16 protein-coding genes and 1 tRNA gene are annotated in these 21208 nt (G+C 74.7%); 12 read left to right on the forward strand and 5 right to left on the reverse strand.

The window, feature by feature from the left end; genetic code table 11:
- Positions 1–36 precede the first annotated feature (36 nt).
- Positions 37–846, reverse strand: a complete 810-nt coding sequence (gene otsB, locus ACWCOM_RS09175) for a trehalose-phosphatase (protein WP_454548435.1) — start codon at positions 844–846, stop codon at positions 37–39.
- Entirely contained in the window at positions 843–2381 is a 1539-nt protein-coding gene (locus tag ACWCOM_RS09180; protein ID WP_454548436.1) for an alpha,alpha-trehalose-phosphate synthase (UDP-forming), read from the reverse strand. Before ACWCOM_RS09180 ends, otsB begins: the two co-directional genes overlap by 4 nt.
- A gap of 166 nt (positions 2382–2547) precedes the next feature.
- Between ACWCOM_RS09180 and ACWCOM_RS09185 the strand changes: the two genes are divergently transcribed.
- The 5 genes from ACWCOM_RS09185 (at position 2548) to ACWCOM_RS09205 (ending at position 9310) form a co-directional block, all read left to right on the forward strand.
- The gene (locus ACWCOM_RS09185; protein WP_454548437.1) at positions 2548–3408 is read left to right on the forward strand and encodes a DsbA family protein; all 861 of its coding nucleotides are present in this window, start codon (positions 2548–2550) and stop codon (positions 3406–3408) included.
- A 106-nt stretch (positions 3409–3514) separates the two neighbouring features.
- Positions 3515–3591: transfer RNA gene (locus tag ACWCOM_RS09190), tRNA-Thr, on the forward strand.
- Between the two features lie 168 nt (positions 3592–3759).
- Entirely contained in the window at positions 3760–6249 is a 2490-nt protein-coding gene (gene opgC / locus ACWCOM_RS09195; protein WP_454548522.1) for an OpgC domain-containing protein, read from the forward strand.
- 153 nt (positions 6250–6402) lie between these two features.
- Entirely contained in the window at positions 6403–7110 is a 708-nt protein-coding gene (locus tag ACWCOM_RS09200) for a hypothetical protein (RefSeq protein WP_454548438.1), read from the forward strand.
- A gap of 19 nt (positions 7111–7129) precedes the next feature.
- Positions 7130–9310, forward strand: coding sequence for a L,D-transpeptidase family protein (locus tag ACWCOM_RS09205; RefSeq protein ID WP_454548439.1), 2181 nt, complete (start codon positions 7130–7132; stop codon positions 9308–9310).
- Positions 9311–9331: 21 nt separating this feature from the next.
- On the opposite strand, the gene ACWCOM_RS09210 is transcribed toward ACWCOM_RS09205, so the two are convergent.
- Together ACWCOM_RS09210 and ACWCOM_RS09215 are read right to left on the reverse strand one after the other, a co-directional pair.
- Entirely contained in the window at positions 9332–9934 is a 603-nt protein-coding gene (locus ACWCOM_RS09210; protein WP_454548440.1) for a TIGR03085 family metal-binding protein, read from the reverse strand.
- A gap of 107 nt (positions 9935–10041) precedes the next feature.
- Positions 10042–10497 (reverse strand): DUF3817 domain-containing protein, encoded by a 456-nt coding sequence (locus ACWCOM_RS09215; RefSeq protein WP_454548441.1) that lies wholly within the window; start codon positions 10495–10497, stop codon positions 10042–10044.
- A gap of 369 nt (positions 10498–10866) precedes the next feature.
- Here ACWCOM_RS09215 and ACWCOM_RS09220 point away from each other — a divergent pair, with 369 nt between their 5' ends.
- From ACWCOM_RS09220 to ACWCOM_RS09250, 7 genes are all read left to right on the forward strand, one after another.
- On the forward strand, positions 10867–11658 hold the full coding sequence (locus ACWCOM_RS09220; RefSeq protein WP_454548442.1) for a DeoR/GlpR family DNA-binding transcription regulator: 792 nt from the start codon (positions 10867–10869) through the stop codon (positions 11656–11658).
- Positions 11655–12629: a 1-phosphofructokinase family hexose kinase gene (locus ACWCOM_RS09225; protein ID WP_454548443.1), complete on the forward strand. Its 975-nt coding sequence runs from the start codon at positions 11655–11657 to the stop codon at positions 12627–12629. Before ACWCOM_RS09220 ends, ACWCOM_RS09225 begins: the two co-directional genes overlap by 4 nt.
- Before the next feature lie 86 nt (positions 12630–12715).
- Positions 12716–14851, forward strand: a complete 2136-nt coding sequence (locus tag ACWCOM_RS09230) for a PTS fructose transporter subunit IIABC (RefSeq protein ID WP_454548444.1) — start codon at positions 12716–12718, stop codon at positions 14849–14851.
- A gap of 73 nt (positions 14852–14924) precedes the next feature.
- A complete protein-coding gene (gene ptsP / locus ACWCOM_RS09235; protein ID WP_454548445.1) occupies positions 14925–16625 on the forward strand; it encodes a phosphoenolpyruvate--protein phosphotransferase in 1701 nt (566 codons plus the stop codon).
- An 80-nt stretch (positions 16626–16705) separates the two neighbouring features.
- Positions 16706–16984 carry an HPr family phosphocarrier protein gene (locus tag ACWCOM_RS09240; protein ID WP_454548446.1) on the forward strand — a complete coding sequence of 93 codons (279 nt, stop codon included), beginning with the start codon at positions 16706–16708 and terminating at the stop codon, positions 16982–16984.
- A gap of 234 nt (positions 16985–17218) precedes the next feature.
- Positions 17219–18301 carry a lipid II:glycine glycyltransferase FemX gene (locus ACWCOM_RS09245; RefSeq protein ID WP_454548447.1) on the forward strand — a complete coding sequence of 361 codons (1083 nt, stop codon included), beginning with the start codon at positions 17219–17221 and terminating at the stop codon, positions 18299–18301.
- A gap of 46 nt (positions 18302–18347) precedes the next feature.
- Complete coding sequence (locus ACWCOM_RS09250; protein WP_454548448.1) at positions 18348–20300, forward strand: threonine/serine exporter family protein; 1953 nt, start codon at positions 18348–18350, stop codon at positions 20298–20300.
- A gap of 24 nt (positions 20301–20324) precedes the next feature.
- Here ACWCOM_RS09250 and ACWCOM_RS09255 read toward each other — a convergent pair whose 3' ends face one another.
- Positions 20325–21191 (reverse strand): siderophore-interacting protein, encoded by an 867-nt coding sequence (locus ACWCOM_RS09255; protein ID WP_454548449.1) that lies wholly within the window; start codon positions 21189–21191, stop codon positions 20325–20327.
- Positions 21192–21208 lie beyond the last annotated feature (17 nt).

Raw genomic sequence — 21208 nt, forward strand, 5'->3', positions numbered from 1 at the left:
GGCGACCGGCCGGCGCGCCGCCGCGGCGGCGCGCGCTCAGGACAGGGCGGCCCGCCGCAGCTCCGCCAGCCGGGCGAGCACCCCGGCCAGCGCGGCCGGGGAGGCGACCCGGTGCGCCGCCATGGTCTCCCCGCGGCCCACCTTGATGCCGAGATCGTCCGGGCCGAGCTCGCGCATGGCGTTCTCGTCCGTGACGTCGTCGCCGGCGAAGAGGGTGACCTCCGCCCCGGTCGCCTGCATGAACGCCGTGATGCCCTCGCCCTTCGTGGCCGAGTGCACCGAGGACTCGACCACGTGCTGCCCCGGGGTGATCTTCAGCCCGTCCAGCTGCTCGAAGGCCTCGAGCATCTCCTGCTCCGCGCGGGCGCACGACGACTGGTCCACCATCGTGCGGGTGTGGAACGCCGCCCCCGTGGGTTTGCGCTCGAGCCGGGACCCCGGGTGCCGCGCCACCTGCGCCTCCACGAGTGCGGTCGCCCGGCCGAGCAGGTCCTGCTGGGCCGGGGAGAGCCGCAGCTCCGAGTCCGCCGCCGCGGCCCCGAGCGCGTCCAGGTGCAGCTCGGCCCCGTGCGAGCCGGAGAGCAGCATCCGGCCGTCCGGGTCCACGACGCTGCGCAGGAAGTGCATGGGCCGCCCCGAGATCACGGCCACGTAGGTCCGCTCCAGCGCCAGCAGCTGCTCGAGGGCGGCCTGGGCCTCCGGCAGCGCCCGGCTGTCGCCGGGGTCGTCCGTGAACGGGGCCAGCGTGCCGTCGAAGTCCAGTGCGACCAGCAGCGTCCCGGCCGCCGCCGCCCGGTCGAGAGCCTGCTCGAGCGCCGGCCGGGCGTCGTCGTGCGTGTCCGTCACTGCTCCTCCTCGGTGCTGTCGTGCGTGCCGTCGGCGATGCTGTCGCCGGCGGTGCGGCCGGGGCGGGTGCCGGCGAGGTCCCGCAGGAACGCCTCCGACCAGTCGTTGACGTCGTTGCCCAGCACCTGGCGCCGCATCGCGCGCATCCGCTTCTTCGCCTCGGCCGCCGGCATGTCCTTGGCCCGCAGCATCGCGTCCTTCAGCCCGTCGATGTCGTGCGGGTTCACCAGCAGCGCCTGCCGGAGCTGCTCGGCCGCCCCGGTGAACTCGGAGAGGACCAGGGTCCCGGACCCGTCCGTCTTCGCCGCGACGTACTCCTTGGCCACCAGGTTCATCCCGTCCCGGAGCGAGGTCACCAGCATCACGTCGGTCGCGAGGTAGAGCGCCACCATCTCCTCGAACGGATACCCGTGGTGCAGGTACCGGACCGCGGTGTGCGAGATCGTGTCGTGCTGGCCGTTGAGCCGGCCCACCAGGCCCTCCACGTCCTCGCGCAGCTGCACGTAGGACTCCACCCGCTCCCGCGAGGGATTGGCCACCTGCACCAGCACGGACGGGCCCACCGTCAGCGCCCCGTCCTGCAGCAGCTCCCCGTAGGCCTTGATGCGGTGCAGGATGCCCTTGGTGTAGTCGAGCCGGTCGACCCCGAGGAAGACGGTCTCCGGGTCGCCCAGCTCGTGCCGGATCTCCCGCGCGCGCTCCTTGACCTCCGGGCGGGCGGCCAGCTCCTGGATCGCCTCCGCGTCGATGGAGATCGGGTAGGAGTGGGCGCGCACCGTCCAGGCGGCGTCCTCGGAGCCGAACCGGGCGCGGCCCTGACGGAACGGCACGTCCAGGAAGCGGCGCACGCAGCGCTGGAAGTTCTGGGCGTCCCCGGGACGCTGGAAGCCGATGAGGTCGGCGCCCGAGAGGCCCTCGAGGACCGCCCGCCGCCAGGGGAGCTGCGCGAAGATCTCGAGCGGGGGGAAGGGGATGTGGTTGAAGAACCCGATGGTCAGGTCCGGGCGCAGATCCCGCAGCATTTTGGGCACCAGCTGCAGCTGGTAGTCCTGCACCCACACGGTCGCGTTCCGCGCGGCGACCTCGGCGGTCCGCTCCGCGAAGCGGCGGTTGACCCGGCGGTACGTGTTCCACCAGGCGCGGTGGAACTCCGGCGGCGCGATGACGTCGTGGTACAGCGGCCACAGGGTCGCGTTCGAGAACCCCTCGTAGTAGGCCTCGACCTCCGCGCCGGAGAGCGGGACGGGCGCCAGGTGGAACACGTCGTGGTCGAAGCGCTCCAGCGTCTCGTCGGCCGCGCCGTGCCAGCCCACCCAGGCGCCGGTGTTGCGGGCCATCACCGGGGACAGGGCCGCCACGAGGCCCCCGGGGGAGCGGCGCCAGGAGGACTCGCCGTCCTCGACCACGCGCTCGACCGGGAGCCGGTTCGAGACCACGACGAAGTCGTAGCCCGTGTCCTGCGGCACGTCCGTCCGCGGCGCGGGCACCTCCTCCAGGTCGGCCGAGGAGGCGGTGGGGGTCTGCTCTGCGCTCACGAGGGGTCCTTCCGGTGGGGCGTCGTCGTCCTGCCGCCCAGTCTATTCATCAGTGTGCTCACCTTTCCGCCTGGGGATCTCCTGAGTCGGCGGGCCGTGAGGGGGTCCGATAATCTGGGCGACGACACGTCCGCATCCGCCCCCGAGGATTCTTCGAAGAGGACCCATGGCATCCAGCAGCACGACCCCCGACCCCCGGAACCGCGACGCCGCCCGCGAGCGCGCCCGGCAGCTCGCCGACCAGCACGCCCGCCAGGACAAGCGGTCCCGCCGGCTGCTGCAGTTCGGCATCCTCGCCCTGGTCCTCGTGATCCTCGCAGTGATCGGGGTGGTCGTGGCGCAGAACCGGTCCCAGCAGATCCCCGAGGCCGGCCCGGTGCCCGCCTCCGCCAACCAGTGGGGCGGCACCGTCCTGACCGCGGACGGCATCCGCACCGGCGAGTCGGAGGTGGACCAGCGCGACCTGGGCGAGGTCCCCGAGGCGCCGGAGACCCCGGACGACACCGCGGTGCCGCCGGGCGTCGAGCCCGCCGCGGAGGGCGAGCCCGTGCCGGTCGTGATCTTCCAGGACTTCGAGTGCGTGCACTGCGCCGACTTCGAGACCGAGAACGGCGAGGCCCTCGAGGAGGCCGTGACGAACGGGGACATCACCCTGGAGTACCGCAACCTCAACTTCCTGGACCGCGCCACGCCCACGCAGTACTCCTCCCGCGCCGCGGCCGCCGCCTATGAGGTGGGCAACCAGGTCTCCACCGAGCAGTACCTCGCCTTCGTCCAGGAGGTGTTCTCGCACCAGGGCACCGGCGGCCTGGACGACGAGCAGCTCGTGGAGATCGCCTCCACGCACGGCGCGGACATCGCGGCCGCCCTGGAGGAGAACACCTGGCGCCCCCTGGTCAACGTGGTCTCGCAGGAGTCCCTGGCCAACGGGATCTCCGGCACCCCGACGGTCTTCATCGACGGTGAGCGGCTCGGCAACGAGGCGTTCCAGGACGCCCTCGACGAGGCCGTGGCGGATCGGAAGTAGGCCGCCCGTGCGTCCGGGGCCGCAGGGATTTCGGGGTCCTCGGAGACGTCCGATATCCTGGGACCCCGTTCGCCGGGGGCCGCTCGCGGCGCCCCGGGGACAGCCCGCCTCCTTAGCTCAGCTGGCCAGAGCACCTGTCTTGTAAACAGGGGGTCACCGGTTCGAATCCGGTAGGGGGCTCCATCGGACCCGGCGTCCGCCGGCGCGGACGCCGGGCGGGGGATCCGCCGCGCGGGACGGCCTCCGACGCGCGCCCGGCGAGTCGCCGCCGGGGTTCACCTCCCCGGGCGGCGGCTCCGGGAACAATGGGTGGGACCCCCCTCCGCACCCCCCCATCGGAGTTCCCCCGTGATGCCCATCGGCCGCCGCCGCCCGCACCTGCCCGCCGTCGTCGCCGCGCTGCTGGCGCTCCTCGCCCTCGCCCTGCTGCCGGCCGGTCCGGCGCGCGCGGCGGAGGCCCCGGATCCCGGCGCCCCGTACCTGGGGGCGATGCTGGACTGGGGCACCGACTCCGCCGCCGGGTACGCCGACCGGCTCGGTGCGCCGGCCGCGGTCTACGGGCGGCCGGTGCCGCTGCCGATGGACGACCGGGAGCAGGGCCACCTGCGGCACTTCCTGTCCCAGGTCGCCGAGCAGGGCGGGCACGCCCTGCTCACCGTCCGCCCCGACATCGCGCTCGACCGGGTGGACGAGGCGCGGGCCGCCGTCCTCGCCGGGCAGCTGGCCGACGTGGCGCAGGACTTCGACGGCACGGTGTTCGTCCGGTTCGCGCCGCAGATGAACGCGTCCTGGGTGCCGTGGGGCCAGCAGCCCGAGGCCTACACCCGGGCGTTCCGGGCCGTGGCCGCCGCGGTGGACGACGAGCTCGAGGACCCGGTGCTGGTGTGGTCCCCCACGGTCGGGACCGACTACCCGTTCCGCGGGCCGACGACCTCCGTCCCGGCGGGGGCGGACCTCGCGAGCCTGGACACCGACGGGAACGGGACCTGGGACCGGGGCGACGACGCCTACAGCCCCTACTACCCGGGCGACGACGTCGTGGACTGGGTGGGGCTGTCGGCCTACCACGACGAGACCGGCAGCGGCGAGGCCCGCAACACCGTCCCGGACCCGGACGGGTTCAGCGCGCTGCTGGGCGGGTCCGGCGCCGGAGCGGGCGGCTTCTACGCCGCCTACGCCGTCGGGCACGACAAACCGCTCATGGTGGAGACGGGGTCCTTCTGGAGCCCGGAGGCGGGCGGCCCCTCCGCCCTCGAGGTCAAGGCCCCCTGGTGGGACCAGGTGCTCGCGGCGGCCTCCTCCGACGCCTACGACCGGATCGGCGCGGTCGTGTGGAACGAGACCGTCGAGGAGCGGGCGGGCGGCGCGGTCGTGTGGAACGAGACCGTCGAGGAGCGGGCGGGCGGGGCGGTCGCGGTCGACTGGCGCTCCACCGCCGACCCCGACCTGGCCGCCGCGTTCCGGGAGCGTGTCCACGCCTCCTCCCTCGTGGCGGGGCCGGTGACCGAGCGGGCGGCGCTGCCGGGCGCGGCCTCCGCCGCCCCGGGGATCGTCCTGCAGGGCCCCGTCGCGTGGGGCGCGGCGGCGGCCGTGCTCGGCGCGGGGCTGCTCCTGTGCCTGCTGCCCCGTGCGCGGTCCGCGCAGTCGTGGCGCTACGCGGAGCCCTCGCCGCGCGACAGCCGGATCGACATGCTGCGCGGAGTCGCGATCGTCTTCGTCGTCGTCAACCACGTGGGCCTCACCTCGCTGTTCCAGTCGCTCACGCAGGAGGCCGTGGGCGTCGTCTCGGGGGCGGAGCTGTTCGTGCTGCTCTCCGGGGCCGTGCTGGGCATGGTCTACGGGCCCCGGGTGCGGGGCGAGCTCGGCGAGGTCGTGGACCGCACCACCGCGCGGGCGTGGAAGCTGTACGTGACCGCCCTGGTCGTGGTGCTCCTCGTCTACGCGCTCAGCAGGATCCCCCTGCTGGAGTCCGGGGCCGTCACCACGTTCACGGACCAGGGCACCGGGGCCGCCGGCGCGGGGGCCGCCGGCAGCACGTACGACCTCTACGCGGGCATGGACGGGCTCTTCGCCTTCCCCGTCCAGGCCCACCTGATCCCCGCCGTGCTCCTGCTGCAGGTGGGGCCGTGGCAGTTCAACGTCATGGGGCTGTACGTGGTGCTGATCCTGGTGAGCCCGCTGGTGCTGGCCGCGCTCGCCCGCGGCCGCGCCTGGCTGGTCCTGCTGGTCAGCGCCGGGCTGTACACCGTGGGCACGGTCTTCCGCATCCGGCTGCTGCCCTCCCAGTTCGAGGACTCGTTCCCGCTGCTCGTGTGGCAGGTGCTCTTCGTGCTCGGCATGGTGGCGGGGTTCTACCGGCGACAGATCGTCGGCTGGTTCGCCGACCGGCGCCGGCGGCCGCTGCTCGTCGCCTGCCTGCTGCTGGCCGTGGCCCTCGCGCTGTTCTCCTGGTCCAGCCCGTACGCCAGCAACGACTACGACGTCCGGCTGGCCCTGCTGCCGGAGTCCGTCTTCCGCGCCGTCTACGACGGCTACTTCGGCCGGACCTACCTGGGGATCGGCCGGCTGGTCAACGTGCTCCTGGTGGTGGTGGCGGGCTACGCCCTGCTCAGCGCCTACTGGGCGGTGCTCCGGCGTGCGCTGGGATGGTTCCTCATCCCGCTGGGGCAGGCCAGCCTGTACGTCTTCATCATGCACGTGTTCCTGATCCTGGCCGTGGCCAACATCCCGGCGCTCCGCCAGGGCGACCTGTGGGTCAACACCCTGGCCTACGTCGCCGTCCTGGGCGTGCTGTGGACCATGGTCCGGACCCGGTTCCTCTTCGGGGTCGTCCCCCGCTGAGACCTTCCCGGGAGGGGTCGGCGGGCCGGCCCCGGCGGCGCTGCGCGCCACACCACGTCATCCTGATCGCGAATGCAAATCACCGTGTAGCGTGAGCTCCAACGACCGGCCCGGTCGGGTCCCTCCCCCCAGGACCGTGTAGAGGAGCCCCCCATGACAGCCCTGTTCCCCCCGTCGCGCGCCCGGCGCGCCGGGACCCTCGGCGCGGCGCTGCTCGCTCTCGCCCTGGCCGGCTGCTCGGGCACCCCGGAGGGCGGCGGCGCGGCCGCCTCCGCGGCGCCGTCGTCCGCAGGGGCGTCCGCAGGGGCGTCCGCGGCGGCGGAGGCCGGGGCGACAGCACCCGCGACGGCGGCGTCCGGGGCCGCGAGCGCCCCTGCGGGGTCGGGGACCGAGGAGCCCGGCACCGCCGGGACGGACCGTCCCGTGCCCCCGGGCAACGACGTGGCCCCCTACGACGACACCGCCACGCGGGACGCCGCCGCCGCGTTCGGCTCCACCCAGCAGCTCACCGAGTCCCTGACGGGGACGGTCGAGGGGCCGCGGCCGGCGACCACCGGACAGCGCCCGGTCCGCGCCGCTCCGGGCACCCCCGTGCAGGTGTTCACCGTGACCCTCACCAACACGGGCGCCGATCCGGTGGACGCGGTGCCCTGGTCCTTCCCGGTGGCCGTCGCCGGCGACGAGCCCGTGCCGCCCGCCTACGACGAGTCGCTCGGCGTGCGGATGGAGACCTTCCCGACCATCGCCCCCGGCGGGTCCGCCTCGCTGGACGTCGCCTTCGGCGCGGCGCACGACGCCGACCTCGCCGTGCGGGTCTTCGACAACACCACCCCCGACCACTACGTCGAGTTCACCGACTGACCCCCAGCGAGGGACCCCCATGAAGATCTCAGCTCTGCGCATCCCCGCCGCTCTGGCGGCCTGCTTCGCCGTCGTCCTCGCCGGCGCCCCGGGCGCGTCCGCTGCTCCGTCGTCCCCCGCGCCCGACGCGGCGGCCCCCACGGCGGCGGAGGCGAGCGCGACGGCCGCGGCCCCGCTCGCACCGGTCGACGACACCGCGGCCCCGGCGGGCCGCGGGCGCACGGTCGCCGTGGACGTCCTGGCCAACGACGGGCTCCCGGACCCCGCGCAGGTGCGGCTGCTGCTGGTGGACCCCTCCGCCGCCCGGGGTGACGACGCGCTCGCGGCCGAGCTGCGCACGGACGCCGGGTCGCTGCGCGTCATCACCCCGGGCACGGCGCCCGCGGAGCTGCCCGAGGGGTGGCTGCCGCCCGAGCACCCCGTGCTCGCCCTGACCGCGGCGGAGGACGCCCCGGCCGGTGCCGTGGCGGTCGGCTACGCGGTGCGGGACGCCACGGGCGCCGAGGCGCGCGCGGTGCTCACCGTGACCCCGGTCGGCACCGCAGGACCTTCCGCGAGAGCGGAGCCCACGACGGAGGCGGAGCCCACGACGGAGGCGGAGCCCACCGCCGAGGCGGAGCCCACGGGGAAGGCGGAGCCCACGGGGGAGGCGAGCGCCGGGCCGTCGGGCGAGCCCACGGCCGAGCCCTCCGCGGGGAGCCGTGCGGCCGCCGCGGAGGCGGAGGCCGATGCGGCCGCGGACGTCCCGGTCGAGGTCCGGCAGGCGCTGGAGGCCGCCGCCGCCCGGGTGGCGGCGCGCTCCGGGGAGCCGACCGCCGGCATGCGCCCGTGGAAGGGCGGCTGGGAGTGGCCGCACCGGAACGGCGTCGTCCTGTGGCACGAGGCGCGCGGGGCGCACTACGTGCACCTGCGGGGCGCCATCGGCCAGAAGTGGCTGCGCTCCGGAGCCGTGGACGTGCTGGGTTGGCCGCTCGGCGACGAGGCCTGCGCCCCGGCCGGGTGCCGGCAGTCGTTCTCCGGCCACCGCACGGTCTACTGGACGCCCGCCACCGGGGCGCACACGGTGAACACCCGGGGGGCGATCGGGGACAAATGGGTCCGCGGCGGGCGCGAGAGCGGTCCCTACGGGTACCCGACGACCGACGAGGTGTGCGGCATGGCCGGGGGCGGGTGCCGGCAGTCCTTCACCGGCCACCGCGCGGTCTACTGGACGCCCGCCACCGGGGCGCACACGGTGAACACCCGGGGGGCGATCGGGGACAAGTGGGTCCGCGGCGGGCGCACGACCGGGTCCTACGGGTACCCGTCCACCGACGAGGTGTGCGGCATGGCCGGGGGCGGGTGCCGGCAGTCCTTCACCAAGGCCCACACCATCTACTGGAGCCCGGGGACGGGCGCGCGGGCGGTGAAGACCGGCGGCGCCATCGGGCAGCGCTGGATCGCGACCGGCCGGGAGCGGGGGAGCCTGGGCTACCCCGTGACGGACGAGGTCGGGTCCGGGACCGTGCACCAGAAGTTCCAGCGCGGTCTCGTCACCTGGAGCCGTTCCGCAGGATCCCGGACGCACCTGTTCCGCGGCGAGTGCCAGAACCTCAACAACGGCCGCTCGGTGCAGCCCACCCGCAACGCGGGGCGGGTGTCCCTGACCATCGCCGAGGGCTACGGCCGGTCCGAGGCCACGTTCGTCAACTGCGTGCGGATCGGCGGCAGCTACGTGGAGGACTGGCGCACGTCGGCCTACGTGGGCGCCAGCGGCTTCAAGCGCCCGGGCGTCCCCTCCGGGCACACGCAGTACCTGTACTCGCCGCAGGGCTCGTACTCGGTCACGGAGTCCTTCGGGGTCTACAACCCCGGCACCGCGCTGCCCTACCGCCCGCTCAACCCGAACTCCCGGTGGGGCGGCCGTCCGGGCACCCTGTACAACAAGTACTTCGAGTCCACCGGCTACACCTGGCCGGACGAGAACATGTGGTACTTCGCGCAGTCCGGGGACTACCGGCTGGGCGTGGTCATCAACTACAACCGCCCGCCCGACTCGCCGATCGTCCAGGGCAACGGCTTCGCGATCTTCCTGCACGCCAACAAGAAGCCCACCGCCGGGTGCATCGCCCTGCACGAGCACGAGGTCGCCCGGTACATGCGCACCGCGCGCCCCGGTGACCGGATCATCATGGGCGTCCGGGCGGACCTGTTCCGCTGACCGTCCGGGTCGGGAGCCGGTCTACTCGACCGTCTCCTCCACGCGGGCCTGCCCGCGCCGGCCGAAGGCCCACAGCAGCAGCTCGCTGGGCACGGCGCGCAGCACCCGCACCGTGCCCGTCCGGCCCCGGCCCCCGCGCACGGCGCCGTAGGAGGGTGCGATGAGCACCACGGTGTCCTCCTCGTCCTTGAGCACGACCTTGGCCATGAGGCCCAGGCCCTGCCACAGCGCCTGCTCCTCGTCGTGCAGCAGCGGACGGTCGTGCCACTCGGGCTGGGCGCGGCGGGCGTCCTCGTGGTGGACGAAGAACTCCACGGTGTTCAGCCGCTTGTCCAGCGGGCCCAGCCGCGCCGGCGAGTACAGCGGCGGGTGCTCCACCTTGCGCACGAGCTCCTCCCACGGCTGCCGGGCCACGGCCTCCTCGGCGCGCCGGGCCCGGTCGCGCAGCACCGGCACCCGGGGCAGGGCCCGGCCGGCCAGGACGTCGGGGCGGCCGTCGCGCAGCACGAGGTGCACGGCGAGGTCTCGGGTGGTCCAGCCCTCGCACAGGGTGGGGGCGTCGGGGCCCACCCGGCGCAGCAGCGCGGCGAGGTGGCGGCGCTCGACATTGGCGAAATTGGTCACGTGGTTCCTCCTCGTGGCCCGCCGACGGTCGGCGGTGCCGTCCCGGGGACCACGCTATACCGGGGCCCGGGGGGCCGGAACCAGCCGCGCCGCGACCCGGCCGCGACTCAGCCGCGGGGGACCGGCGGGCCCAGGTGGAGCAGCACCGAGGTCAGGGCCGCCACCGCGACCAGGCCCACCAGGGTGGCCAGCAGGGGGCTGCGCAGGGACCACGCCTGCACCCGCTCCGGCACGGTGGCGGGGCGCTCCCCGCCCGGGGCCAGCCGCCAGCCGCCGGCGAGCCGCCCGGAGCGCTGCGCCCGGCGCTCGAAGGGGATCGTGGCCCAGGGGACGACGGCACTGGCCAGGCCCAGCACGCCGAAGCCCGCCGACCACCGCTGGTCCACCCACACGAAGCACGTCACCACGCAGTAGCCGAGGAACACGACCCCGTGCAGCATCCCGAAGACCGGGACGAAGGACTCCGAGACCCCCGTGTACTTGAGCACCATGCCGAGGATCAGCAGGGTCCAGGTCACCGCCTCTGCGAGGGCGAAGCGGCCGTAGAGCTCACGGGGTGTCATGGGGGTGCTCTCCTGCAGGTCGGATGCGGCGGGGGTCCCGTCGGGATCCCCGGGGGGCGGAGGACGCGCCGGCGCTGGCGTCCACGGGGCCGCCCCACCGGGCCGGCGCCGTGCTCGAGGCCCCGCCCGTCCTCCGTCCCCAGGATGATATCGGCGTCCCGTGGGCCCCGCCGCATCGGCGGCCCGGTCGCGCCGAGGCCCCCGGCGCCCCTCCGCGCCCGGGCCCGGAGGGGCGCGGGCCGCGGAGCGCGCGGCTGTGTGGCGCTCCGTGAACTGGATCACGACAACCCCTGGTAAAACCACACGAACTCACATAAACTCAAAGGAACGCAGGGTCCCGATGTCGTCGCAGTTCGTGAGGTGGATGTCATGTTCGCAGAGGAGCGCCAGGCCGAGATCGCGGCGCTGGTGGGCACCACCCGCCGGGTGAACGGCGCCGAGCTGGCGCGCCGCTTCGACGTCACCATGGAGACGGTCCGCCGCGACCTCGCCGCGCTGGAGGCCGCCGGCCGGCTCCGGCGGGTGCACGGCGGCGCCGTCTCCGTGGACCAGTCCACCTCCGACGAGAAGGCCATCCACTCGCGCCAGCACCTCAACACGCCCGAGAAGCGGCGCATCGCGGACGCGGCGTTCACCCTGCTGCGCAACAGCGGGGCCGGCGCGGTCGTCCTCGACGCCGGCAGCACGGTCGAGGCGCTGGCCGACCTCATCGTCCGGACCGACTCCAGCCTGGCCGACGGGCAGGAGCAGCTGATCATCACCCACGCCCTGCACATCGCGGCCAAGCTGGCCGACGCCAGCGGCATCGGCCTCGAGCTCGTGGGCGGGCGGGTCCGCAAGCTCACCTGGGCCGCCGCCGGCGGACGGGCGGCGGAGCACTACACCCGGCTGCGCCCCGACCTCGCATTCGTGGGCTGCAACGGCATCCACGCCACCTTCGGGCTGAGCACCCCCGACCCCATCGAGGCGGTCGTCAAGACCGCCATCATCCAGACCTCCCGGCGGGTCGTGGTCCTCTGCGACTCCGCCAAGCACGATCAGGAGACCCTCATGCGCTTCGCGTCCCTCGAGGACATCGACACCCTCATCACCGACCGGGCCCCCGGCCTCGAGCTGGCGGCCGCCCTGGAGGAGGCCGACGTCGAGGTGATCGTCGCGTGATCCTCACCGTCACCCTCAACCCGTCCCTCGACCGCACCGTGGAGCTGACCTCCCCGCTGCGCCGCGGCGCGGTCCAGCGCGCCGACGGCGCCCGGCAGGACGCCGGGGGCAAGGGCGTGAACATCTCCCGGGCCCTGCGCGTGAGCGGCGTCCCGACCCTGGCCGTGCTGCCTGGGGACCCCGGCGACCCGCTGCTCGCGGAGCTCGCCGCCGCGCAGGTCCCCTACGAGACCGTTCCCGCCGGCGCGCCGATCCGCTCCAACATCACGATCACCGAGCCCGACGGCACCACCACCAAGATCAACGCCCCCGGCGCGCCGCTGCTCCCCGAGCACCTCGACGCCGTGGTGGAGCTGCTGGTCCAGCACGGGGCGGACGCCTCCTGGGCGGTCCTGGCCGGCTCGCTGCCGCCGGGCGCCCCCGAGGACGTCTACGCGCGCATCGTCCGCCGGGTCCGCTCGGCGCTGGGGGAGCGGGCGCCCCGGTTCGCCGTCGACACCTCCGGGGCGGCCCTCCGGGGCGCCACCGCCGCCGACGACGCCCTGCCGGACCTCATCAAGCCCAACGGCGAGGAGCTCGCCGAGCTGGTGGGCACGCACGACGGCGAGCAGCTCGAGGCCGACCCCGAGCTCGCCGCCGCGACCGCCGCCGCCCTCGTGGCGCGCGGCCTGGGCGCGGTGCTGACCACCCTGGGCGCCGGAGGGGCGGTGCTCACCGCCCCGGAGGGCTCCTGGCACGCCGTCCACGAACCCGTGGCGGTGCGCTCCACCGTGGGCGCCGGCGACAGCTCGCTCTCGGGCTACCTCATCGCCCAGGAGCGCGGCGACGCGCCGCCGGAGTGCCTGCGGCAGGCCGTCGCCTCCGGCTCCGCGGCGGCCGCCCTGCCGGGGACCCGCGTCCCGTCCCTTCCCGAGACCACTCCCGAGGCGGTCACCGTGCGCGAGCTCTCCGGGCGCGCCGCCGCCGACTGACCCGCTCCACCTCATCCGCTCCACCCCATCCGCTCCACCTCATCCGCACCACCCGGGCACCGACCCGGCCGCTCAAGGAGGACACAGTGTCCGAGCTCATCACCCCCGACCTGGTCTCGCTCGACCGCGACCTGGGCGGGGACAAGGAAACCGTCATCGGCCAGCTGGCCGCCCTGGTGCAGCGCACCGGGCGCGCCGAGCAGCTGGACGGGCTGCTGGCCGACGCCATCGCCCGGGAGAACAAGACGGCCACCGGCATCCCCGGCGGCATCGCCATCCCGCACTGCCGCTCCGCGGCCGTCACCGAGCCGACCCTGGTCATGGCCCGCCTGACGCAGGGCGTCCCCTGGGGCGCCAAGGACGGCCCCGCCGACATCGTCTTCTTCATCGCCGCGCCCGAGGGCGCCGACCAGACGCACCTGAAGCTGCTGGCGAAGCTCGCCCGGTCGCTCATGAAGAAGGACTTCGTGGCCGCCCTGCGCTCGGCCCGCTCCGAGCAGGAGATCGTGCGGATCGTCGACGACGCGCTGGGCCTGGGCCCGGCCGCCCAGGACGGCGCGACCGCCGGCGCCGCCGCAGGATCGACCGCCGGCTCCACGGCGGCCGCGGCGGTGCCGGCCTCCGTCGAGTCCCGGCCCGGGGCCCAGGACGCGCAGCCGGCCGCGGCGGAGCCCGCCGCGGGCGCACCGGCCGCCGCGGCACCGGCGCGCCGGAGGATCGTGGCCGTCACGGCCTGCCCCACCGGCATCGCCCACACCTACATGGCCGCGGACGGGCTGACCTACGCCGCCGAGGAGATGGGCGTCGACCTGCAGGTCGAGACCCAGGGCTCGGCGGGCTTCACCAAGCTCGACCCGGCCACGATCGCCGCGGCCGACGCGGTGATCTTCGCCACCGACGTGGACGTCCGGGACCGCTCCCGCTTCGCCGGCAAGCCCTACGTCGCCTCCCCGGTCAAGCGGGGCATCGACGAGCCCAAGGTGATGATCGAGGAGGCGCTCGCCAACGCGCAGAACCCGAACGCCAAGCGCGTGCAGGGGGCCGCCGGCGGCGCCGACCAGGCCGAGGCCTCCGGCGGCCGCGAGGGCTGGGGCACCCGCATCCGCAAGGCCGTGATGACCGGCGTGAGCTACATGATCCCGTTCGTGGCCGCGGGCGGCCTGCTCATGGCCTTCGGCTTCATGGTCGCCGGCGCGGACATCGCCAACATCGCCGACGACGTCCTGACGGGCTCGACCATCTGGAACCTGGGCGAGTTCCCCCTCGCCCAGTACATCGGGGCCGTGCTGTTCAAGATGGGCAACCTGGCCATGAGCCTGCTCGTGCCCGCCCTGGCCGGCTACATCGCCTACGGGCTCGCCGACCGGCCCGGCATCGCCCCCGGCTTCGCCGCGGGCCTGGTCGCCAACTTCATGGGCGCCGGCTTCCTCGGCGGCATCGTGGGCGGCCTCCTGGCCGGTCTCGCCGCCTACTGGCTGGCGCAGCCGCGGCTGCCGCGCTGGCTCGGCTCGCTGATGCCGGTGGTCATCATCCCGCTGCTGGCGACCATCTTCTCCTCCGGACTGCTGCTGCTGGTCCTGGGCGGGCCGATCGCCACGTTCATGGCCTGGCTCACCGAGGTGCTCAACGGCATGACCGGTGCCAGCGCACTGGCGCTCGGCGCGATCCTGGGCCTGATGATGGGCGCGGACCTGGGCGGGCCGATCAACAAGGTGGCCTACACCTTCGCCGCGGCCGGCCTGGGCGCCGCGACGGCCGTGAACACCGCTCCGCAGGAGATCATGGCCGCCGTCATCGCCGCCGGCATGGTGCCCCCGCTGGCCATGGCGCTGGCCTCCACGGTGGCCAAGCGCTACTTCACCGTGGCCGAGCAGGAGAACGGCAAGGCCGCCTGGCTGCTGGGTGCGTCCTTCATCTCCGAGGGCGCCATCCCCTTCGCCGCGGCCGACCCGCTGCGCGTGCTGCCCGCCTCCATGGTGGGCGGGGCCGTGACCGGTGCGATCAGCATGGCCACCGGCGTGACCTCCGCCGCCCCGCACGGCGGCGTCTGGATCCTGCCGGTGATCGGCAACCCGCTGATGTTCCTGCTCTCGGTGGTTGTCGGTACGGTGGTCACAGCAGGCATCGTCGTCGCCCTCAAGCACGTGGGCGGGGCGCACGGGCGGGTGGCGGACGCCACCCGCTCGCGCGAGGACGCCGCCGCCGTGGCGACCACCGCCTGAGCCCCGTGCACGGGGCCCCGGCCGGGGCCCCGTGCACGGACCGACCAGCTTTTTCTCGAGGAAGAGGAACACCATGCAGACACTGACCGGCGTGGGAGTGTGCGCGGGCCGGGTGATCGGTGAGCTCGTGAGCATGCCGAAGCCCGTCTCGGAGCCGGCCGCGGGGCTCAGCCTCCGCGACGAGGAGCCCGAGGCGGCGGTGGCGCGCCTGCAGGAGGCCGCGGCCGCGGTCAAGGCCGAGCTCAAGCAGCGGGCCGAGGCCGCCACCGAGAAGGACGCGGCGGACGTGCTGAAGTCCACCGCCCTCATGGCCGGGGACAAGGCCCTGCTGAAGAACGCGGCGAAGCTCATCACCGGTCGCGGGCTCGCCCCCGAGCGGGCGCTGTGGGAGGCCGCCAGCGACTACGCCGAGCAGATGCGCGCCCTGGGCGGGTACATGGCCGAGCGGGCCGCGGACATCGAGGACGTCCGGGCGCGGCTCGTGTGCCAGCTGCAGGGCCTGCCCATGCCGGGCATCCCGCAGCGGGAGGAGCCCTTCGTGCTGACCGCGGAGGACCTCGCCCCGGCCGACACCGCCACCCTGGACCCCGCCCAGGTGCTCGCGCTCGTCACCTCCGGCGGCGGCCCGCAGTCCCACACCGCCATCCTCGCCCGCAACCTCGGGCTGCCCGCCGTCGTGGCCGCCCGGGACATCGAGGGCGTCCCGGACGGCACCGAGGTCTACGTGGACGGGGCCACCGGGGAGATCCGGACGCAGCCCGGCGCGGACGAGCAGGAGCTCGTCGAGGCCTGGGTGCGCAGCGCCGCCGCGCGCAGCGGCTTCGACGGCCGCGGCGTGCTCGCCGACGGCACCGAGATCCCGCTGCTGGCCAACGTGGGCACCCCCGAGGACGCCCGGGCCGCGGCCGCGGCCGGGGCGCAGGGCGTGGGGCTGCTGCGCACCGAGTTCTGCTTCCTGGGCCGCGACCAGGAGCCGTCGGTCGAGGAGCAGGTCGAGCAGTACACCGCCATCCTGGCCTCCTTCCCCGGCAAGAAGGTCGTCGTGCGCACCCTCGACGCCGGGGCGGACAAGCCGCTGCCGTTCCTCACCGACACCTCCGAGCCGAACCCGGCCCTCGGGGTGCGCGGCTACCGCACGGACCGCGCGGTGCCGGGCGTGCTGGCCCGGCAGCTCGAGGCGATCGCGCGGGCCGAGGAGGCCACGGACGCCGAGGTGTGGGTCATGGCCCCGATGATCGCCACGACCGCCGAGGCCCAGGACTTCGCCCGGATGGCGGCCGACGCCGGCCTGCGGGTGCCCGGGGTCATGGTGGAGACGCCGTCCGCGGCCGTGACCGCCGACCAGATCCTGCGCCACGTGAAGTTCGTCTCCCTGGGCACCAACGACCTGACCCAGTACACGATGGCCGCCGACCGGATGATGGGCTCCCTCGCGGAGCTCAACAACCCCTGGCAGCCCGCCGTGCTGCGGATGGTCCGCAGCACCGTGCAGGGCGCCCGGGAGGCCGAGGCCGAGGGCGCCGGGCCGCGCAACGTGGGCGTGTGCGGGGAGGCCGCGGCCGACCCCGCGCTCGCCGTGGTGCTCGTGGGCCTCGGGGTGCACACCCTGTCCATGAGCGCCCGCGGGCTGGCCCCCGTCGCGGCCGTCCTGCGCAGCGTGGACATGGGCACCGCCCAGGCCCTCGCCGCGCTCGCCGTCCAGCAGCCCAGCGCCGAGGAGGCCGCCGCCGCCGTGCGCGCGGAGCTCGGCGTGCTCGCCGAGCTGGGCCTCTGACCCGCGGCCCGCACCGGCCGCCACCACACCACCCACCGGGGCCCCGAACCCAGGGCCCCGCACACCGAAGGAGAACCACCATGGCAGAACGCACCGCAACCATCGCATCCTCCGTGGGCCTGCACGCCCGCCCCGCCGCGATCTTCGCCGAGGCGGCCGGGGAGTACGACCTCGACATCACCATCGCCGCCGAGGGCGAGCCCGCGGACGAGGCGATGGACGCCTCCAGCGTGCTGTCGCTGATGTCCCTCGGCGCCGGCCACGGGGACAAGGTCGTCCTCCGCGCCGAGGGCGAGGGCGCCGAGGACGCGCTCGAGAACCTCGTGCGCATCCTCGAGACGGACCACGACGCCGAGTAGGCCCCCCGCCGCACCGGAACTCCCGGCGCCCGTCCACCACCGGTGGGCGGGCGCCGTGCTGTCCGGGCGGCACGGCGCCCCGCGCCGGGCGGGGCCCGAGCCGCGCCCGGCGCGGGGCGCACGGCTCAGATCCGGCTCAGGCCTGCGCGGTTAGACTGGCTCGGGCCGGTCCCCGCCGGCCCCGTGGCCGCTCCCGGCCCGGCACCCCCGACCCTTCCGACGATTGAGAGAGCCTTGCGAGAGTTCACCGCACGCTTCGCCACCGACCAGGAGATCGCCGACTGGGACACCCATGTCACGGCGAACCCCCACGGCGGCAACCTGCTGCAGTCCGCGTCCTTCGCGGACGTCAAGGCGGACCACGGCTGGCGCCCCCTGCACCTCGTGCACGAGCCCGTCGGCGGCGGGAAGGCCTCCTACAACCTGGTCCTCGAGAAGACCGTGCCGGCCCTGGGCCGCCTGTGGTACATGATCAAGGGCCCCGACGTCGCCTCCGTGGACGACATCCCCGGGATCGTCGCCGCCAACGCCCGGCTGGTGGCCGAGCAGCGGCTGAACGTCTTCGCGATCAAGATCGAGCCGGACGTGCTGGCCTCGGACTACGCGAAGGGCGTGCTCGCCCGCGCGGGGCTGAAGAAGTCCTTCGACATCCAGCCCAACGACTCGACCGCGGTCCTGGCCACCGACCGGGACGAGGAAGACGTCCTGAAGTCCCTGCACTCGCGCGGGCGCAATGCCGTCCGGCGGGCGCTGCGCGAGGGCTGCACGGTCCAGCGCGTGGAGCTCACCGAGCAGAACATGCGGCGGATGTACGCGCTCATGGACACCGTGGGCCAGGGCGAGGCCAACGTGAACCTGCGTTCCTACGAGTACTACGCGAAGTTCTGGACCGCCTTCGAGCAGGCCGGCCAGGGCCGGCTCTACTTCACCTACGAGGACGGCGAGCCATCCGTGGGCGCCTACGTGATCGCCTACGGGACGAAGGGGACCTACAAGGACGGCGGCTCCAAGCCCCGGCGGCGCCAGTACGGCGACTCCCACCTGCTGCAGTGGACGGCGATCACGGACCTGATGCGCGAGCACGGGATCGTGGAGTACGACTTCTGCGGCACCCCGCCCAGCGACCGGCTCAAGGACAAGGAGCACCCCTACTACGGGCTGGGCCTGTTCAAGACGAGCTTCACCAAGTCCGTGGTCGACTTCGTGGGCGTCCACGACCAGGTGCTGAGCCCCGCCAAGTACGCCGTGTGGACCAACGTGGCCGAGAAGGTCCAGCGCCAGCTGTGGGTCCGGCGCACGGGGCAGCCCTTCTACTGATCCGTCCCCGCCCACCCGGCCCCGCCCCCGGAAGGAGGAGCGCCGCTTGGCGACCGACCAGCGCACCGCTCTGCGTCCCCTCGCCGCCTACCCCTCCTCCGACGGCGGCGAGGAGCCCGACGCCTACGTCGTCGAACCGTTCGGCCCCGGCGGGGACACCACCCTGACCGGGGCCGCGCGCCCGGTCGCCCTCCTCGGCGCCGGGGCCCCGCTCGTGCGCCCCACGGAGGCGCAGGCGCTGCTGGCCCGGCGCCGGGCCGGCCACGCCGCCGTGGACGTGGTGCCCGACGCCCCCCAGGCGCTGCCCGTGCTCAGCACCCGCCTGATCCGCCAGTACGGGGACACCCCCGAGCCGGAGGAGCGCCGGGAGCTGCTCTCCGCCGCGCAGACGGCGCCGCTGACCACGTCGGCCCGGCGCCGGCGGCGCACCGACACGGGTCCCGTCTCCCGGCCGGAGACCACGACGATCGGCCCCGTCCCCGCCCCGGGCAAGAGCGCCGACCGGATGCAGCGCGGCACGTACCCCTCCACCCGCGCCCAGGGCGCCCGGCCGGGCGGACGCTCCCGGCTGCGCTCGATGCTGCAGGGGGAGGCGGCCCCGACCGCCCCCATGCGCGTGGTGGAGCGGCTCAGCGCCTCGCCCTTCGCCAACCTGCGCCGCTTCGGGGAGTCCACCGGCCGGGAGGCCCGGCGGACCCTGAACTTCGCGCTGCGGCTCGCGGAGACCATGTTCCACTACGGCGCGGACGCCCTCGACGTCGAGAACGCCATCATCGCGGTGTGCGCCACGTACGGCGTCGAGAACGTCGAGGTGGACATCACCAACCAGGCCGTGACCATCAACTACATCGCCGACGACCGGGCCGGCGGCGACGACACCCGCACCCGGGAGGACGTCTTCAACGACCCCGACACCAACAGCCACACGGTGATGCGGGTCGTGCGGTCCTGGACCGACAACTACGCCGGGCTCGCCGAGACCCACCAGCTGGTCGCCGACATCACGGGCGGGGAGATGCCCCGCGGGGAGGCGGAGCGGCGGCTCGAGGCGATCAACGCCAAGCCCAAGCCCTACCCCCGGTGGATGGTGCGGACGGCCACGGTGGCCGCGGCCGTGACCATCACCGTGAGCATCGGCGGCGGCCTCCTGGGCGCCCTCGTGGCCGGCCTGTCCTCGGTCCTCAACCAGTTCGTCGCCCACCGGCTGGGTGCCTGGCGGATCCCCGAGTTCTTCGCGCTGGCCGCCCAGTCCGGGATCCTCACCACCATGGCGCTGCTGCTGTCCTGGTCGGGCCTGGAGCTCTCCCCGGCGCGCGTCATCGCGGGCGGGATCATCCTGCTCCTGCCCACCACCCGGATGGTCTCCACGATGCAGGACGCGATCAACGGCTTCCCCGTCACGGCCGCCGGCCGCCTGCTGTCCACCTCCATGGCGTTCCTGGGCCTGGTGGCCGGCATCGCGGGGGGCATCTCCGTCGCCGGCTACGCGGGGATGCCCCGGGTCGACGTCTCGCAGAGCGCCTTCGACCCCGTGGGCCCGCTGACCCACGCGGTGTTCATGCTGATCGCCACCGCACTCATCGCGGTCACGATGCAGGCCAAGCCCCGGCACGTGCTGGCCACCACGGTGGCGGCCCTCGGCGGGCTCGTGGTCTACCACGCGGGGATGGCCGCCGACCTGGGCGCCCGCCTGGACACGGCGCTCGCGGCGGTCACCAGCGGCTGCGTGGCGACCGTCCTGGCGGCACGGCACCGGATCCCCCAGCTCATCCTGGCGATCCCCGCGATGACGTTCCTGCTGCCCGGGCTGTCCATCTTCCGCGGGCTCTACACCCTCACCGTGGAGACGGACAGCTACGGGCCCGGGATCGTGGGGCTCGTCAACGCGATGGCCTCCATCGTGGCCCTGGCCTCGGGCGTGGTGCTCGGCAAGTACCTCATGCGGCCCTTCGTGGGCCACCTCGACGGCTCGAGCACGCGCCGCAACCGGCGCCGCTGAGCCCGCGGGCGGCGCCCGGCGGCGTCAGAGGATCTGGCCGACGGGCAGCTTCTTCTCCGCCTGGAACACGTCCTCGGTGCGGCCCCGCGCCCAGTAGCCGGACAGCGAGACCTGGTCGCGCTCCAGGCCGCGGCGCCCGAAGAGCTCGTCGCGCACGGCCTTCATGGCCTCCCGCTCCCCGTGGGCGAAGACCTGCACGCCCTCCGGCACCGCGGGCCAGCCCGCCTCCTGCACCGCCCGCACGAGGGCGGGGACGGGGCCGTCCCCGTCCCGGCGGAACACCCAGCGCACCGCCATGCCGGCCGGCGCCGTCACGGGCAGCACGTCGCGCGGCGAGTCCACCTCCAGGACCACCTCGCCGCGCGCGGACGCCGGCAGGGACTCCAGGACCGCGAGCGCGGCAGGGATCGCCGCGTCGTCGGCGGCGATCAGGGTCCACGCCGCCTCCGCCGACGGTGTCCAGCGCCCGCCCGGGCCCAGGGCGACGATCCGGTCCCCGGGCTCGGCGCGGGCGGCCCAGGGCCCCGCCCAGCCCTCGTCGCCGTGCAGCACGAAGTCCATCCACAGCTCGGCGCGCTCCGGGATCCAGCGCCGGATCGTCAGGTGGCGGGTCACGGGCTGGTGCTCGGGCGGCAGGGACTCCTTGAGCGCCCAGTAGTCCGGGTTGGGCCCCGGGGCGGGGCGCCCGTCCACCGCGTGCCCGGCGGCAGGGTCGAGGAACACGAGCTTGACGTACTTCTCCGGCGGGGCGATGTCCTGGAAGCGCTCCGGCTCGTCGACGCCCAGCACCACCCGGACCATCGACGGGGACAGCTGCTCGCGCCGGCGCACCGTGAGGTTCAGCTGCGGCTTGCGGGGGCGTGCGGGAGCGGCCCCGGGCGTCGTCGTCATGCGCTCCACCCTAGCCG

Source organism: Kocuria sp. KH4 (assembly GCF_053711175.1).